The organism is Acinetobacter sp. (genome assembly GCF_049284435.1).
Classification (GTDB): Bacteria; Pseudomonadota; Gammaproteobacteria; order Pseudomonadales; family Moraxellaceae; genus Acinetobacter.
Map to the genome: position 1 here is coordinate 13,434 of NZ_JBAPXX010000046.1, position 16,852 is coordinate 30,285.

Below are 16,852 nucleotides of genomic sequence, written 5' to 3' on the forward strand. Positions count from 1 at the left end.
CTGTGATTGTATATTTCGAATAAGCTTAACACGAAAAATTAAATTTTCAGGAGTAACACACTGACATGAAAGCCTTTCTGATCCGCACGATGCTCGTCATCGTCAGTGTGATTCTGGTGGTTCAATTGTGGATCTTTGCCAGTCTGGCCTGGTGGCGAACCAATCCGGTGAACACTACCATGATGATGCGGATTGATTACTGGACAGAACCTTCCAAAGCGATTCAGCATCAGTGGCGTCCCTATGATGAGATCAGCCTGAATCTGAAACGTGCCGTCGTCACTGCAGAAGATGGAAAATTTATTCATCACCATGGTTTTGACTGGGACGGAATTCAAACTGCGCTGAATAAAAACAGAAATCAGGGCCGTGTAGTCGCTGGTGGTTCGACAATCTCCCAGCAATTGGCGAAAAACCTGTTTCTTGTCAACAAGCGTTCATTTGTGCGTAAAGGTCAGGAAGCGGTCGCGACCTGGATGATGGAACGCATGTGGTCGAAAGAGCGGATTCTGGAAGTCTATTTAAACTCGATCGAGTTCGGGGACAATATCTACGGCGTTGAAGCGGCGGCCAAGCATTATTTTGGTAAAACTGCGCAAAGCCTGACCCGGGATCAGGCGATCTTTCTGGCTGCCATTTTGACCAATCCGAAATATTTCCAGGATCATCGCAATTCCTCTGCATTAAATGCACGTAAACGGATGATTCAGCGCTATATGCGTTATGCAGAATTACCTTAATTGATGATTTGAAGAAAAAGCCCAATTATTTGGGCTTTTTTTTATGAAATTGTCATCAATTTGAAGCATACTTGGAGCGATAAGCACAATTTTAAATCCGCATAGGTTTGATATGAATACGGCAGCCAGCACAACTTCAGCACAGCCCGAATATACATATAATGATCGTTATATTAATCGTGAACTGTCTATCCTAGACTTCCATTTACGTGTCCTGGAACAGGCTGTCGATCCTTTACATCCATTGCTCGAACGCATGAATTTCCTATTAATTTTCTCACGTAATCTGGACGAGTTTTTTGAAATCCGTGTCGCCGGGATGATGGAGCAGCTGGATCTGGACAATGAAAGCCGGAGTCCGGATGGCTTAACCCCAAAGCAGGTTTTAGAACAGATTTCTAAAACCGCACATGCCGCCATTGAACGCCAGTACCGTATTTTAAATGAAGAGATTTTGCCAAAACTGCGTGAGGAAGATATTTGCTTCTTGCGCCGTGGTGAGCTGACTCCGGCACAATCTGCCTGGATTAAAAAATATTTTCAGGAGCAGGTTGCGCCGGTTCTCACTCCGATCAGTCTGGACCCTGCGCATCCATTCCCACGGCTGGTGAATAAATCACTGAACTTTATTGTCACACTGGAAGGGAAAGATGCTTTTGGCCGTCAGATTGATCTGGCTGTGGTACCTGCACCGCGTTCACTGCCACGCGTGGTACGTCTGCCAGATGAGCTGACCGATGGCAAAGAGCATCATGTGATGTTGTCGGCCATTATTCATGAGCATGTCTCGGACCTGTTTCCTGGCATGACCGCGACCGGTTGTTATCAGTTCCGCGTGACCCGCAATGCCGATTTGGCCTTGAATGAAGATGTAGAAGATCTGGCCAAGGCACTCAAAGGTGAACTTAGTTCGCGCCGTTTTGGCCGTGCTGTACGTCTGGAAGTGACAGAAAACTGCCCGCAGCATATTTATGCATATCTGTTGAATGAGTTTGATCTGGAAGAAGAGCAGCTTTATAAAGTTGCGGGTCCAGTCAATCTGGCACGTTTGCTGTCTAACTTTAAGCGCCCACATTTGCGTTATGATTCGCATACCCCGATCATTCCTAAAGTACTAAAAAAATCTGAAAATATTTTTAGTGCCATGCAGAAACAGGATATCTTGCTGCACCATCCCTTTGAATCTTTTGCCCCTGTCATTTCACTGTTACGCGAAGCGGCACGTGATCCACAAGTGCTGGCAATCAAACAGACCTTGTATCGCAGTGGCCCGGATTCTGAAATTGTACAGGTACTGGCTGAAGCTGCCCGCAATGGCAAAGAAGTCACGGCCGTGATTGAGTTACGTGCGCGTTTTGATGAAGAATCCAATATTGAAGTCGCCAATGTCCTGCAAGAAGCCGGTGCGGTGGTGGTGTATGGTATTGTGGGCTATAAAACCCATGCTAAAATGATTCTGGTGGTTCGCAGGGAAAATAACAAGCTGGTGCGCTATGTGCATCTGGGAACCGGTAATTATCATGCTGGCAATGCGCGAATTTATACCGATTATGGTTTGCTCACCACAGACAAAGACCTGTGTGAAGATGTACACCGTATTTTCCAGGAGCTGACTGGTATGGGGAAAATGGCCAAGCTGAAAAAGCTGTTACATGCGCCGTTTACCTTACATGCTCAACTGATTAATTATATTGATAATGAAATTTTGAATGCCCAGGCAGGCAAGCCGGCGCAGATCATTGTCAAAGTCAATGCGCTGACCGAGATGCAGTTGATCAATAAACTCTATGAGGCTTCTCAGGCCGGAGTACAGGTTGACCTGATTATCCGCTCGATTTGCAGCTTGCGTCCGGGCTTGCCGGGTCTGTCGGAAAATATCCGGGTGCGTTCAATTGTCGGACGTTTCCTGGAACATACCCGCGTGTATTATTTCAGCAATAATGGCAATGCACGGATTTACTGTTCAAGTGCAGACTGGATGGATCGTAACCTGTTTAATCGGGTCGAGGCCTGTTTCCCGGTCGAAGATGAAGCTTTGAAAAAACGTATCTATCAACAAGGTCTGTTGAATTACCTGAAAGACAACCAGCAATCCTGGTCATTGCAAGGTGATGGCACCTGGCTGCGGGCACAGCCAAAAGAAGGTGAAAAACCGCATAATGCACAACGTATTCTGTTAGAGCTGTTTAAATAAGCTTAAGCATTTCCAGAGGCTGAAAATTCAGCCTCTTTTTTATTTCGAACATAGAATTTAACTGTTTAAGCTGAGTCTAACCAGTTTTCGATAGATGTGTTTGACCCGGCTATACATCTGATAATCTTTCATCTCGAGCTGGTTTTGTCGTTCGGCTTGCGATTTATGTTGACTCAATATGTGTAATAACTGTAATTCAGCTAAGTTGAAACAGGTTTTGGCAATGGGCTGGTGCAGGATATAGTCTGCTAATTCAGTATGAATGTAGGCTCCACCGCGTAACACAGTTTTCAGACTTTCAGTGAACTCGGGAAATGAATTCTGATGCTGCATATAGCTATCAGCGCCGGACAACAAGGCTGAATAAATGAGTGCTGTAGAATTAGTATTGAATATGGTAATAACAGGCTGATACGGGCTTTTGTTGTTTCAGCTAATGAATCAAACTGATCTCTGAAGTTGTTGCTACATGATAAAGAATCAGGTTGGGCAGATGTTCAATAATCATGGATTGTGCAGACAGCATATTGTCCGCATACAGTAGCATATCTGGCTGATAGCCTAGTTGCAGTAGCACGGTCTGGATGTTTGACAGGTCGAGTCCAGTCGGTGAATGGATCACTAAAACTGGTGCAGGCAAGAGGCTAGCCAATAAAACACGATCCTGTAGATGCTGATAGAGAACTATACTGTGAATTAGGCAGATGAAAATGCCTATCCCAAAGAATAGGGATTTAGCCGAATTAAGTGTCTAGGCGGACTGAATGTATTCAATTCAAGATATAAAAAAGGAGCAACATGTGCTCCTTTTTTATTCAGTGAAAATCAAGCAGCGTCGTGCTGAGTGATTTTCTGGAAAATCTGTAATAACACATCAAACTCGCTTTGCAGCGGTGTGCTTTTACGGGTCACCAATGCCAGGGTACGGCTTGGTGCCGCACTGATTGCTTTAACCAGAATTTCAGGATTGGCTTTCACCATATTGGTATGAATCGCGATTTCAGGCAACAAGGTAAAGCCAAGATTGGCTGAAACCATTTCGATTAAAGTCGGCAGTGAGCTGGCTTTTAAACGATGATCATTTTTACGTTCACCAATCGGGCAGGCACTCAAGGCATGATCACGTAAGCAGTGACCTTCCTCAAGTAACATCAGGCGAGACAGATCCAGATCTTCTAAAGAGTTTGCTTGTGCAGCATGCTGATCAGATTTTTGGTAAACTAGATACAGATTCTCTTTGGCAATCTCAGCAACTTTCAGGCCGCGGGTATCGAAAGGCAATGCCAAAGCCACCATATCCAGGTTGCCATGTTCCAGCTTTTCTACAATCTTTTCACTTTGTGCTTCATGCAGATGCAACTGGATTTTTGGTAATTGTTTATGCACTTCGTCTAGTAGTTGGGACAATAAGAAAGGTGCAATCGTTGGAATGACGCCGAGATGTAGATCACCGGTTAAAGGTTCACTCATCTCACGACTTAAACGCATTAGGTCCTGAGCATCGGCCAGTAGAACACGCGCGCGTGCAACCACTTGTTCACCAAGAGGCGTTAAACGAACATTCTGGCGGTCGCGTTCAACAAGTACGCCACCGAGTAAACGCTCCAGCTCCATGATGCCGCCAGACAAGGTTGACTGGGTGACAAAGGAGCGGCGAGCAGCTTCTGTAAAGTGTAGCGTCTCTGACAGTGTTACGAGGTATGACAGCTGTCTTAAAGATGGTAATGCAGCCATAGTGTCCTAATGTTTATGATTTAAAATGATCAGCAAATAATTCGCTAAGATATGGAATAAAATGCGGTGGGATATCATGCCCCATTCCATCAATTAATTCAAATTTAGCCCCTGAGATTGCTTTCGCAACGGCCTTGCCATGGCTAGGAGGCAGCAATCGATCTCGAGAACCATGGACCACCAGGGTTTCTTGTTTGATTTGCTTGTCCAGTTGCAGCAATGAGCCTGTACATAATATTGCTAAAAACTGTTGAAGTACACCAGCAGGATAGTAACTTCGCTTATATAATTTACGGGCGGTCTGTACCGCTTCCAGATGATTGACATAACCTGGCGAGCCGATGATCTTAAACAGTTTCAAACTATGATCAACAATGCCATCTTCATCTGTTGAAGCCGGTTTGTCAATCAAACTAAAGAGTTGCTTAGGGAAGGGTGGTGGCAACATCGGCTGGTTATTACTGGTAAACAGTAAGCCCAGTTTTTTGACTTTGTCCGGATAACGCGCTGCCAGAATCTGGGCAATCATACCGCCCATTGAAGCACCCAACACATAGACCTGTTCCAGCTGCATTTTTTCAATCAGCAGACTGACATCTTCGGCCATATCATACAGATCATAAGGTGCACCCTGATTACCCAGACCCAGCACAAACCGGCTCATCATTTTCAGGGTATTCAGGCGTGGGCCTTTGTGATGGATTTTTGAAGACAGGCCAATATCACGATTATCAAAACGGATGATATGATAACCATTCTCAATCAGTGATTTACAGAAAAAGTCAGGCCAGTACAGCATTTGCCCACCCAGACCCATAATGAGTAAAATGGTGGGATGTTGCGGATTTCCGCCAACCTCGACATGTAGCTGGATCCCATTGCCAAGATCAACCTTGGTTTCATGCATGAACGAGGTATATGGGGAAAGATTAAACTGTGGTGCGCTGTACATGGTCGCTGTCCTAATTAAAGGATATTTCGTTTAAAAAATATCCTTGCTATTAAACCTCTAAACCGCAGCAGGAATCAAGTCAGGAACCTGCTTGGTCAAGGTCAGACGCTGTTTGGCTGCAGTGGCGCCCAAAAGCACAAAACCACGTAAGGTGCCGTTAGCATCGATCGCTTTAGCCAGCATGCCATCATCGAACTCTTCAGTTTCCCAGGTAACATCAACATCAACCGGAGCAGGCAATACCGTTAAAGGTGCAGCAGGCGTTTTAACTGCCACTGGCATAGCGGGATAATGCACAGCAGTATGTTCACCGTTTAAGGTTTTTGCCAAAGCGCGAGCCTGTTGCATGATGGGCATGACATAAGGCAATAAGGTTCCATTGACCTCAGCACAGTCGCCCACAGCATAAATATCGACCTGGTTGGTTTCCAGTTGGACGGTGGTTAGAACTCCCCGACTGGTGTGTACATCTGCCTGTTTTGCCAAAGAAATATTTGGCTGTAAGCCTACTGCAGACAACACCACATCAGCGACCAAAGACTGACCGTTGGCCAGCGTGACCAGATAATCACCATTGTCCGCACGAGAGACTTTTTCGACTGTTGTGCCCAAGACAAAGTGAATGCCGGTTTCTTCAAGATTCTTCTGGAATGCAGTAGCAACATGTTCTGGCAATAAACGGCCAAGCGGCTGAGGCGCCAAATCAATGACTGTGACCTGATGATCGGTATTTTGCAGGTCATTGGCAAATTCACAGCCAATCAGGCCTGCACCTAAAATCACTACACGTTTGTCTTCACGTGCTGCCAGGTTGCTACGGAAAGCTTTATAGTCACTTAAATTGTTGACGACATGAATGTCATCGCTGGCATCACCGGCGATGGCCAGACGTACCGGATTGGCACCGACGGCTAATACCAGTTTGCTATAATGTTGCGTACTTTCCTGGCCATCTTTTTCAAGAACCAGCTGATGATCTTCCGGATGAATCGCTTTGACCCAGGTATGCTGTTCAATGCGCATATTCAGCTGTGCCGACATTTTAGCGGCATCGCCCAGTGCAATTTGCTCAGGCGCTTTATTGCCGACTAAAGCATTGGAGAGCGTCGGTTTGGCATAATTGATCGCATCATCCGCACAGATCATCAGCAATTCATGTTCTGGATTGAGTTTACGAAATTCACGTGCTACGGCATAACCCGCCATACCTGAACCAATAATGACGATAGGATGCATAGTTGTTTCCATATGGTAGAGCTCCATGCTGTATAAATGATAGAAGGGCATAAAAAAAGACCATATGGATATGGCCTTTAACTGGACATGATTAGACTTCGATCATTTCGAAATCGACTTTAGACACGCCACAATCCGGACAGGTCCAGTCATCCGGGATATCTTCCCATTTAGTGCCCGCCACAATCCCGTCTTGAGGCCAACCTTCTGCCTCGTCATAAATCCATCCACATACGATGCATTGAAACTTTCTCATGTAACTCTCCAAAACTGAGCAACTGTAGGCGTCAGCTTAAAATCCATAAAAGGCAAGACTCTAAAAGAATATGACTTTTTAACAGTGAACATATTTGGCTAAATTTTTACGCAGTTCTATTCAGAAAGTAAAGTGAATAAAAGCTTAATCAGCGAAATTAGCAGCAGAATAGACGACACATTCCTCATTTATCAGAAAATCACGCCAATCAGCTTTTCTGGCGCAGGCGGTTAAAGGATGAAAGCTGACGATGGCAAAAATGAGCGTTTATCGTGTGGGATAGACCAAAGTCGTGCAGTAAAAACTTGAGTTTTTAGGTAATTTAGAAGCAGTAAAGTTTGGATTGAATATTTTTAAAATAAATCACTATAATAAAATCAATATCTTGTGGTTAAACATCGGGTTTTTATTAGGCAGCTTGGCTTGTCCGCTCTACTCAAATAGGTTTAAAATTCCCATATTCCTTTTCTTTTTTAAGATCTCCCATGAGCAATTTGTCTACTTCTTTGTGGTCTCACATTCGTACGGTCCAAGATTTTCCAAAACCAGGAATTTGCTTCTTTGATTTGACCCCACTTTTCATGAGCAATATTGGTCCATTGACTGATGCTTTGATTGCCAGCATTCCTGCTGACAAACTGGCAGAAGTAGAAAGCTTTATTGCGGTTGAAGCACGTGGTTTTGTGTTGGCAAGCTTGTTGGCACAACGTACAGGCAAAGGCTTATTGTTGGTGCGTAAAGCAGGCAAATTGCCACCTCCAGTGGTCGGTGTGGGTTATAGCCTGGAATATGGTATGGATCGTTTAGAAATGTCTGCGAACGTTCAGTCCCAGAAAGTAATTATTGTGGATGATGTTCTGGCAACTGGCGGAACCTTAAAAGCAGTGAATGAACTGGCTCAAAAATGCCAGCATGAAGTACTTGGCGCAAGTATCTTCCTTGATCTTCCTGACCTGCATGCTGAATTAGGCCTGGAGATCTGGTCAGTGCTGGATGACGAATCTCAGCCTGAAGCGGCAGTTGCTTAAGTCATAAATTTTTTTAAAAAAAGCCCCAAAATTGTGGGGCTTTTTTATTGCCTGATAAAATGATCTTCGATTTCCTGAATCAGCGTATTAATTTGTTCAGGGTGTTCCAGACGATGATGGCCGCCATCAACTGCCTGAATTTGCATATAGTCTTCAAGTTGTGTCTGAACCGCATGCATATCCAGAATTTCATCGCCCAGCTCAAGATAGGCAAACTGAGGAATGTCATGCTGTAAATCGTGATGCCCAATGGCTGGATAGTCATCGCGGAAGTTAGGCTGCAAAATGGGATTGGCCACTACACAGGGAATTTGATACGCCTGTGACATTTTCAATGCCCAATAACCGCCAAGACTGTGGCCGACCAGAATATCCGGTTTGATGGTTTCAATCATCTCATGATAAAACTCGGCGACCGAACTATAGCTCAGATTTCGGTAATCGACATCGATACAGTACTTATGTACCACATCAATGGCGTGGAACTTGGTGGATTCTCTGGAGGAATCTAAGCCATGTAAAAACAAAATCTTAGACATAGTTCATTACTCATTTTTATGGGACATGCCATATTGGTTATTTGTTGATTGGCACATCATCTTCAATCTGAGCGTCATTGTAGAACGTCTGGGTGTACAAGGCAGTTAGCTATTGGTCTAAGCCGCAGTTTTGCAGTGCAATGATTTAGTATAACCCCTGTCTGGTTTAGACTTTGATCCCAACTGAGAGCAGCTGGGTGCTGCAAAAGGTTGAAGAAAGGGAATTTAAAAGAGTAACAGACGGGCTGAACCGAATGGTGTAAATAGCAAGATAGTGGATTTTTCCAAAGAAAAGCCGGTTCCTGAGAGTGTTTACGCTACGATTTGAGAAGGATTTCTGCTATTCTATGCAACTTCTATTTTTTAACTAATCTTATTCGAGGCAGAGATGACGCAAACTAACGCTCAATCGACTTCTGAACAAATCATTTCCGAAAACGATTTAATTGCACAGCGTCATGCCAAGTTAAAGCAAATCGAAGCTCAGGCACAAGAAACAGGTAAGAGCCCATGGCCGAATACCTTTAAGCGTGAGCATTATGCCCAGGATTTACAAGACCAGTTCGCTGATAAATCTAAAGAAGAAATTGAAGCAGGCGAAAAGGTCTACGTCAAAGTTGCCGGTCGTGTGATGCTGAACCGTGGTTCATTTATCGTGATCCAGGACATGACAGGCCGTATCCAGCTGTATGTGGCGCGTAAAGAGCTCGCTGAAGATGTACTGGCTACCATTAAAGGTCTGGACCTTGGCGATATCATCGCAGTCGAAGGTTATATCGGTCGTTCGGGTAAAGGCGATTTGTATGTACATATCGAACATTTTGAATTGCTGACTAAATCATTGCGTCCACTTCCAGACAAGTTTCATGGTCTGAACGATACTGAAGTGAAGTATCGTAAACGTTATCTTGATCTGATCGTTAACGAAGAAACGCGTAAAACTTTTGAAATTCGTGCCAAAGTTGTGGCAGGTATCCGTGCCTTCCTGACTGAAAAGCGCTATATGGAAGTCGAAACGCCAATGATGCATGTGATTCCAGGCGGTGCATCGGCACGTCCTTTCGAAACACATCACAATGCACTGGATATGTCATTGTTCTTGCGTATTGCGCCAGAGCTTTACTTAAAGCGTTTGGTAGTCGGCGGTTTTGAACGTGTGTTTGAAATTAACCGTAACTTCCGTAACGAAGGTGTATCTACGCGTCATAACCCTGAATTCACCATGATCGAATTCTATCAGGCTTATGCAGATTACAAAGATCTCATGGAATTGACCGAGCAAATGCTGGAGCGTCTGGCGATTGATATCTTGGGTACGACTGACGTGCCTTATGGCGATGAAGTGTATAGCTTCAAAGGGCCATTCAAGAAAATTTCAATGTTCGATGCGATTCTGGAAAATAACCCGCAATTTACCCCTGAAAATGTCAATGACCGTGAGTTCCTGGCAAAATTCCTTCAGGAAGAATTGAAAGAGCAAGTGAAACCAGGTTTCGGTCTGGGCAAACTGCAAACCATGGTATTTGAAGAAACCGTAGAAACCAAATTGCGTCAGCCGACGTTCATTACAGAATATCCAGCGGAAACTTCTCCATTGGCACGCCGTAATGATCACAATCCACACATTACCGACCGTTTTGAATTCTTCATCGGCGGCCGTGAACTGGCAAATGGCTTCTCGGAGTTAAATGATCCAATCGATCAGGCCGAACGTTTCCAGGCACAGGTTGCTGAAAAAGATGCTGGTGATGATGAAGCCATGCACTACGATGCAGACTTTGTAGAAGCGCTAGAATATGGTTTACCGCCGACCGCAGGTGAGGGTATTGGTATTGACCGTCTGGTGATGATCTTTGCCAATGCAGCAAGTATCCGCGATGTGATCTTGTTCCCGCATATGCGTCATAAAAATGCTTAAGTGATAAATTAAAAAAACCCGCTCTGGCGGGTTTTTTTATACTTGAAATAAAATAGATTCAAAAACTATAAACAAAAAAAACGCAATGATTGGGGTTGTCATTGCGTAGAAAAAGGAACGTCTTTTCAAACTACTTCATTAACTGTGGAGAGAGTTAAATCTGATTCCTTACTGAATATGAACATAATAGGACGCATTCTCATATGACTCATCAGTATTCATGTTAATACATGTTAAATAAGGTTAAAACTATGAAGATTATGTGGGGATATTTGCATCATTTTTGCGCAATTTTAGTTTAAATAAAAAATAAAAAAAGCTCTTCATCAGAAGAGCTTTTAAGAGTAGTTTTATGATTTAAAAATGGAATACACCGAGGCCAGATTTAACTTCATCCAATGTTGCCTGGGTAATATCGCGACATTTATCCGTGCCGGTTTTCAGGATATCCATGATGTAATCCGGATCTTTAGCCAGTTCAATACGACGCTCACGAATTGGACCAATCAATTCTTTAAGAATGCCTTCCAGACGTTTTTTTACCGTACCATCGCCTAAACCGCCACGACGATAATGGGCTTTGAGTTCTTCCAGTTCTTCTTTATTTGGGTCAAAAGCATCTAGATAAGTGAATACCACATTGCCTTCAACTTGGCCTGGATCTTCAATACGCAGATGATTCGGATCGGTATACATGGCGTTGACAGCTTTCTTGATATCTTTATCTGTCGCATCCAGCACAATGGTATTGCCCAAAGATTTCGACATTTTTGCTTTACCATCAAAACCAGGTAGGCGACCAACATTGGAAAGAAGAGCTTTACATTCCGGTAACAGGTCATGACCAATTTGACGGTTCAGGCGACGCACGATTTCGTTGGTTTGTTCGATCATTGGAATCTGATCTTCACCCACAGGAACCACAGTGGCCTTGAATGCCGTAATGTCAGCAGCTTGAGCCACCGGGTAGCACAAGAAACCGGCTGGAATATCACGTTCAAAACCACGCATCTGGATTTCAGATTTAATAGTTGGGTTACGCTCAAGGCGTGAAACAGTCACGAAATTGAGGTAAAGCATGGTCAGTTCATTTAGTGCTGGCAAGCATGACTGAACACAAATCGTAGTCTTGGTTGGATCAATACCGACAGCCAGATAATCCGTCGCCACTTCAATAATGTTACGGCGTACTTTTTCAAAATTGTCCGCATTATCAGTTAGGGCTTGAGCATCAGCGAGTAACAAATGTTGATGGTGAGAATCTTGCAGACCTACACGAGAGCGTAATGAACCTACAAAGTGGCCGAGGTGGAGTTGTCCGGTAGGACGGTCGCCCGTCAAGATCACTGGACGATTATCTTGATTACTCATTATCTATTCCAAAGGGTAGTCAGTACTACAGCTGTATTTTAACAAATGGCAACATTGTACGGCATTCTGTTTTTGATTGTCAGCCAGAAAAAAAGCTGTCGTAAAAAAATCTTATAAATTAAACAAGTGAATACAATATTTTTAAGAATTTTGATTAAACTAGATGAAAAGAGGATAAGGATAGTAAGTATGGCGAGCAGTTTATTACTATTATTAGATGATATTGCTACAGTCCTGGATGATGTCGCTGTCATGAGCAAAATGGCAGCAAAAAAAACGGCAGGCGTTCTCGGTGATGATCTGGCTTTAAATGCGCAGCAAGTGACAGGTGTGCGGGCTGATCGTGAATTGCCGGTGGTCTGGAAAGTCGCCAAAGGTTCTTTTGTCAATAAACTGATTTTGGTACCGCTGGCATTATTAATCAGCTTTATTGCAGGCTGGCTGATTAATCCCTTGTTGGTACTGGGTGGTTTGTTTTTGTGTTATGAAGGCGTGGAAAAAATTATTCATACCTTGCATACACCGAAAGCCAAGGACGCGGAACAGGCGCGTGAGCAATTGATCCATACGGAAATGGATTTGCACCAGTTTGAAAATGAAAAAGTCAAAGGTGCCATTCGCACTGACTTTATCCTGTCTGCTGAAATTATTGTAATTACTTTGGGAACGGTCGCCGCAGCCTCGATGCTGACCAAAGTGACCGTTTTAAGCCTGATCGCGGTAGTCATGACCATTGGTGTGTATGGTTTTGTCGCGCTGATTGTCAAACTGGATGATATCGGTTTACATCTGACTGAACAGCAGTCCGATTTTAAACAAAAAATAGGACGTGGCTTGTTGGCATTTGCTCCGATCTTAATGAAAATTCTATCCATCGTTGGAACCGCTGCGATGTTTCTGGTAGGCGGTGGAATTATTAACCATGCAATTCCTTTTATTCATCACTTTACTGAAGACAGTGTGGCTTATGTGCAGGATATTCCCAGCATTGGAAACATTTTTGGTGCCGTGACACCGACCTTGATTAATTTCGCTGTAGGAATTTTAGCGGGTCTGCTGGTCATGCTGGTGATTAGCCTGATTAAAAAAATCTGGCCTAAATCATCAAAAGCTTAAGGTGTGGAAATATCTGGATATTGAGCAGATTAAGAAAAGGAAAAGACTATGCGTTGGAAAGGTCGTCGTGTCAGTAGCAATGTGGAAGACCGCCGCGGTGGTGGTGCCAAAGCTGGCGGAATCAGTATTGTTGGATTGATTGTGGCCTTTGTGGCCTGGAAGTTTTTCGGTGTCGATCCACAACAGGCTTATCAAACCACCAAGCAGGTCACTCAGGGTGTATCGGGTGCAGCAGAAACACGTGGTCTGGAAAATCCCACGCCAGAACAGCAGGAGTCAATTGATTTTGTCGGAACTGTGTTGGCGGATACGGAAGATACCTGGAATCAGGTGTTTCAGCAGCAGTTAAATCAGCAGTATGTCCCACCGAAACTGGTGTTGTTTAACGGCATCGTGAATTCTGATTGTGGTACGGCTCAGGCGGCGATGGGGCCTTTCTACTGCCCGACAGACCAGAAAGTGTATATCGATACGGCATTCTTTAAAGATATGCGCAGTCAAATGGGTATAACTGGAGAACAGAATGCGACTGAACTTTCCCGTAATGATCAGGCTGGGGACTTTGCGCTGGCCTATGTCGTGGCCCATGAAGTGGGGCATCATATCCAGACGATTTTAGGTATTTCTTCTCAAGTACAACAGGCGCGTCAGGAAGCAAGCGAAGTGCAAAGTAATCAGCTTTCAGTGCGTCAGGAATTGCAGGCAGACTGTCTGGCCGGGGTCTGGGCCTACCATAATCATGAGCGAACCAAATTTCTGGAACAGGGCGATGTGCAGGAAGCGATGGATGCCGCACATAAAATTGGCGATGACTATTTACAGAAACGTGCTCGCGGGCAGGTGGTGCCGGACAGCTTTACTCATGGCAGCAGCGCGCAGCGGGTACAATGGTTTAATACCGGCTTGAAATCCGGTCAGGTTGCGAATTGTGATACATTTAACCAAAATATTTAAATGACTTCGATAAAAAAAGGAGCAGATGCTCCTTTTTTTATTTATGCAGAAAACGCCGGAAGTTTCTTAATATCTTGATACTGACAAATAACGCAGCCAAAGCAAACAGTGCAATTGCAAAGACCGTATATTTCAGGTTGCTCATGTCATTTTGATAAAACTGCTGAATATCTTGTTTGGTATATTCGAGGGCAGTTGCTTTGCCAGTCCGGCTATCTCTGAACTGAATTTTTTCAATATAGAACAGATTTCCCGCTTTGATTAAGTCAACGCTCTGGATTTGGCGGGTATGCGATTGATTGTCTTCATCGCTACATAAAGCGCTGTAATGCTCACAATTGATTTTGGCCACATAACCATTTCCTGCAATCAGAATAAAAATGGCATTGTCCGGTCGCTGGTTATTGGACACCAAGACATACTGCTCGCTGTCTTTGGTTTTCAGGGGAATGCTGGTGGCTTGCTGATAATGCTGTTCTGCTTGCAGAATTTCCTGAATTTTAGCAAAGCAGGTAAAACATAAGGACAACGTGATCAGAAAAATCACGCTGGCAAAACAGAGACGAAAAATGGTTTTGACAGTTTGATGCATGGGAGAAAAATTCAAAATAAAAAATGTGGAAGCAAAAGCTGAGTGCTGATCTGTATGTTAAATCATCATTCGAAAATACTGAAAAGAAACTTAACTCAATTCGATAAAAAAGCGGACTAAACTTGTTTTGCCAGAATACCTTGCTATTCAAATCACTATTTTAACAATGTCGTTCGGCGCATATTGCTGCATCTCGCCCAACTTTAGGAAACCGAATGGGAAGTTTCTTTTTTCTTCAGCTACTCACGGTGGTCTTTGCCCTATCTATTGCCACTACCATGTTTAATAAGCGCGTTTTGGGCTTTCCGCAAGCGATTGGTGTCCCGATTGTCTCGGCCATTTTTGTATTCATCTTGCAATGGGGTGCCAGTTTATTGCAGGGCAATCCATTCTTTAGCATCAATATTGAAAATATCGAGCAGGCTGTTCGTCACGTCGATTTCTATGATTTTCTGATCAATGGGGTGATCTGTTTTATCCTGACTTCATCTGCGCTGAAATTTAAAGTTTCGGATTTACGTAACCACTGGCGGCCGATCAGTATTCTGGCTGGTCTGGCTCTGGTGTTCTGTGCAGTGTTCTTTGGTGTGGTGTTATATGGTTATCAGTTCCTGATTGGTAAACATGTTGACCTGTTGGTTTTGTTGCTGCTGGGTGCAGCCTTGGGCGCCACAGATCCGATCGGGATCAAAGGAGTATTGAGTTCGGTTCGTGCACCGCATCATTTAATCGTCAAGCTGGAAGGCGAGTCGTTATTTAATGATGCAATGTGTATTGCCTTGTTTATGACCTTACTCAATGTCCTGCAAGGTGAAAACTTTACGGTAATGGCAGTACTGCAAACCTTGCTTTATGAAATTGTCGTGGCGGTGCTGATTGGTCTCGGATTTGGTTTTGCGATCTTGCGGATTTTGCGCGGCAAGCATGAAATGGAATCTCTGATTCTGACTACGGCCTTGCTGGCTTGTGGTTCCTATCTTGTGGCTTTGCTGGCACATGCTTCCGCGCCAATTGCCTGTGTTATTGGTGGTTTGATTGTTGGCAATAAATGGAAAGAAATTCTGGCAGATGCTGAAATTGGTGACGTTAATCATTTCTGGCATACGGTTGAGGGAATTATCAATTCATTCCTGTTTACCCTGATCGGTCTGGAATTGTTTATTCTGGACTTGAGTACCAGTCTGGTTCTGGGCGGAATGGTGGCCTTTGTGATTCTACATTTGGGCCGTTTTGCAGCCAATTATCTGGCATTTGCGCTGTTTCCAAAAGTCAGCAAGAAAAGCTATAACGGCAGTTTAACTATTCTGTCTTGGGGCGGGGTACGGGGCGGGATTTCTTTGGCCTTAATTCTGGCGGTCGCCAATATTCCTCAGCTGGAAGCCTATAGCAGTATTCTGGTGGGCTATACCTTTATTGTAGTGCTATTGTCCGGTGTGGTATGTGGCTTGGGCCTGCCTGCGGTCATGAATGCGTTTTATTATAATCCCAATGAAGAGACGCAGGGCTTTAAAGGCTGGTATCAACGCATGTGTCATAAAATGAATCGTAAGGGTTTTCGCTATATTGTCGGGGAAGATGCCAAAGGAAATGAGACCATCACTATCTTTCAGCCAGAAATTCTAATTGATCAGAAAGATGCAGATGGTGTCGCCACGGTGCATCATCCAGATAAGGTTCAGGAAGTAAAACGCTTAGAAAATCCGGATAATTTCTAAAGATAAAACTTAGAAGATCAAGAGACTGCTAGATTGGTTTTTATAGTGAGATGAGAGCTTGAATCAGCGTATTTCTTCAGGCTTAATCACTCTCTTATAGCTTTTTATGGATAGGTTGAGGTGTGATCTTTTATTTAAATGAGCTATTAATGAGATGAAAATGGCCCAGACAAGTTCAGCCAGTCAGGAAATGGCAGAAATGATTTTGGCTGTGGTCAATCAGATTCCATATGCCAAAGTTGCCACCTACGGACAGATTGCCAGACTGGCAGGTTTGCCCAAACATGCACGATTGGTCGGTCGGGTATTAAGTCATTTAAATGCGAACACAGATATTCCTTGGTATCGGGTGATTAATGCCCAGGCGAAAATCAGTGTGAAGAAACTGGGCGAACATGGCCAGAATATCCAGCAGCACAAACTCATGCAGGAAGGAATTTTTCTTAGAGGTGATCGCGTGGATTTAAAACGCTATCAATGGGATGGTCGAGTAGAAATATAAAAAAT

15 protein-coding genes and 1 pseudogene are annotated in these 16,852 nt (G+C 43.9%); 8 read left to right on the forward strand and 8 right to left on the reverse strand.

The window, feature by feature from the left end; all coding sequences use genetic code 11:
• Nucleotides 1-65: 65 nt before the first annotated feature.
• Both mtgA and ppk1 read left to right on the forward strand, forming a co-directional pair.
• Complete coding sequence (mtgA, locus tag WAK81_RS03920) at nt 66-740, forward strand: monofunctional biosynthetic peptidoglycan transglycosylase (protein ID WP_422195768.1); 675 nt, start codon at nt 66-68, stop codon at nt 738-740.
• Between the two features lie 112 nt (nt 741-852).
• Nucleotides 853-2,934: a polyphosphate kinase 1 gene (gene ppk1 / locus WAK81_RS03925; RefSeq protein WP_422195769.1), complete on the forward strand. Its 2,082-nt coding sequence runs from the start codon at nt 853-855 to the stop codon at nt 2,932-2,934.
• Nucleotides 2,935-2,991: 57 nt separating this feature from the next.
• Here the strand turns inward: ppk1 and WAK81_RS03930 are convergent.
• The 5 genes and pseudogenes from WAK81_RS03930 to rubA all read right to left on the reverse strand — a co-directional run bounded on the left by WAK81_RS03930 (nt 2,992) and on the right by rubA (nt 7,112).
• A pseudogene (locus tag WAK81_RS03930) lies at nt 2,992-3,586 on the reverse strand (DNA-binding response regulator).
• Between the two features lie 173 nt (nt 3,587-3,759).
• A complete protein-coding gene (gene oxyR / locus WAK81_RS03935) occupies nt 3,760-4,668 on the reverse strand; it encodes a LysR family transcriptional regulator OxyR (protein WP_422195770.1) in 909 nt (302 codons plus the stop codon).
• A gap of 13 nt (nt 4,669-4,681) precedes the next feature.
• Entirely contained in the window at nt 4,682-5,620 is a 939-nt protein-coding gene (gene estB / locus WAK81_RS03940; RefSeq protein ID WP_422195771.1) for an esterase EstB, read from the reverse strand.
• Between the two features lie 57 nt (nt 5,621-5,677).
• The gene (rubB, locus tag WAK81_RS03945; protein ID WP_422195794.1) at nt 5,678-6,856 is read right to left on the reverse strand and encodes a rubredoxin reductase RubB; all 1,179 of its coding nucleotides are present in this window, start codon (nt 6,854-6,856) and stop codon (nt 5,678-5,680) included.
• A gap of 91 nt (nt 6,857-6,947) precedes the next feature.
• Nucleotides 6,948-7,112: a rubredoxin RubA gene (gene rubA / locus WAK81_RS03950; RefSeq protein ID WP_004279415.1), complete on the reverse strand. Its 165-nt coding sequence runs from the start codon at nt 7,110-7,112 to the stop codon at nt 6,948-6,950.
• A gap of 485 nt (nt 7,113-7,597) precedes the next feature.
• Here rubA and WAK81_RS03955 point away from each other — a divergent pair, with 485 nt between their 5' ends.
• Entirely contained in the window at nt 7,598-8,140 is a 543-nt protein-coding gene (locus WAK81_RS03955) for an adenine phosphoribosyltransferase (RefSeq protein ID WP_422195772.1), read from the forward strand.
• Between the two features lie 44 nt (nt 8,141-8,184).
• Here WAK81_RS03955 and WAK81_RS03960 read toward each other — a convergent pair whose 3' ends face one another.
• Nucleotides 8,185-8,679 (reverse strand): YqiA/YcfP family alpha/beta fold hydrolase, encoded by a 495-nt coding sequence (locus WAK81_RS03960; protein WP_071850581.1) that lies wholly within the window; start codon nt 8,677-8,679, stop codon nt 8,185-8,187.
• A 388-nt stretch (nt 8,680-9,067) separates the two neighbouring features.
• Between WAK81_RS03960 and lysS the strand changes: the two genes are divergently transcribed.
• Entirely contained in the window at nt 9,068-10,597 is a 1,530-nt protein-coding gene (gene lysS, locus WAK81_RS03965) for a lysine--tRNA ligase (RefSeq protein WP_071850582.1), read from the forward strand.
• 357 nt (nt 10,598-10,954) lie between these two features.
• Here the strand turns inward: lysS and trpS are convergent, their stop codons facing one another.
• A complete protein-coding gene (trpS, locus tag WAK81_RS03970; protein ID WP_064095663.1) occupies nt 10,955-11,968 on the reverse strand; it encodes a tryptophan--tRNA ligase in 1,014 nt (337 codons plus the stop codon).
• Nucleotides 11,969-12,157: 189 nt separating this feature from the next.
• Here trpS and WAK81_RS03975 point away from each other — a divergent pair, with 189 nt between their 5' ends.
• Nucleotides 12,158-13,084 (forward strand): DUF808 domain-containing protein, encoded by a 927-nt coding sequence (locus WAK81_RS03975; protein ID WP_422195773.1) that lies wholly within the window; start codon nt 12,158-12,160, stop codon nt 13,082-13,084.
• 48 nt (nt 13,085-13,132) lie between these two features.
• Nucleotides 13,133-14,038 carry a neutral zinc metallopeptidase gene (locus WAK81_RS03980; RefSeq protein ID WP_422195774.1) on the forward strand — a complete coding sequence of 302 codons (906 nt, stop codon included), beginning with the start codon at nt 13,133-13,135 and terminating at the stop codon, nt 14,036-14,038.
• 37 nt (nt 14,039-14,075) lie between these two features.
• Here WAK81_RS03980 and WAK81_RS03985 read toward each other — a convergent pair whose 3' ends face one another.
• Nucleotides 14,076-14,630 carry a hypothetical protein gene (locus WAK81_RS03985; RefSeq protein WP_422195775.1) on the reverse strand — a complete coding sequence of 185 codons (555 nt, stop codon included), beginning with the start codon at nt 14,628-14,630 and terminating at the stop codon, nt 14,076-14,078.
• Between the two features lie 215 nt (nt 14,631-14,845).
• Between WAK81_RS03985 and WAK81_RS03990 the strand changes: the two genes are divergently transcribed.
• Complete coding sequence (locus WAK81_RS03990; protein WP_422195776.1) at nt 14,846-16,345, forward strand: cation:proton antiporter; 1,500 nt, start codon at nt 14,846-14,848, stop codon at nt 16,343-16,345.
• A gap of 160 nt (nt 16,346-16,505) precedes the next feature.
• On the forward strand, nt 16,506-16,847 hold the full coding sequence (locus tag WAK81_RS03995; protein WP_422195777.1) for an MGMT family protein: 342 nt from the start codon (nt 16,506-16,508) through the stop codon (nt 16,845-16,847).
• Nucleotides 16,848-16,852: the final 5 nt, after the last annotated feature.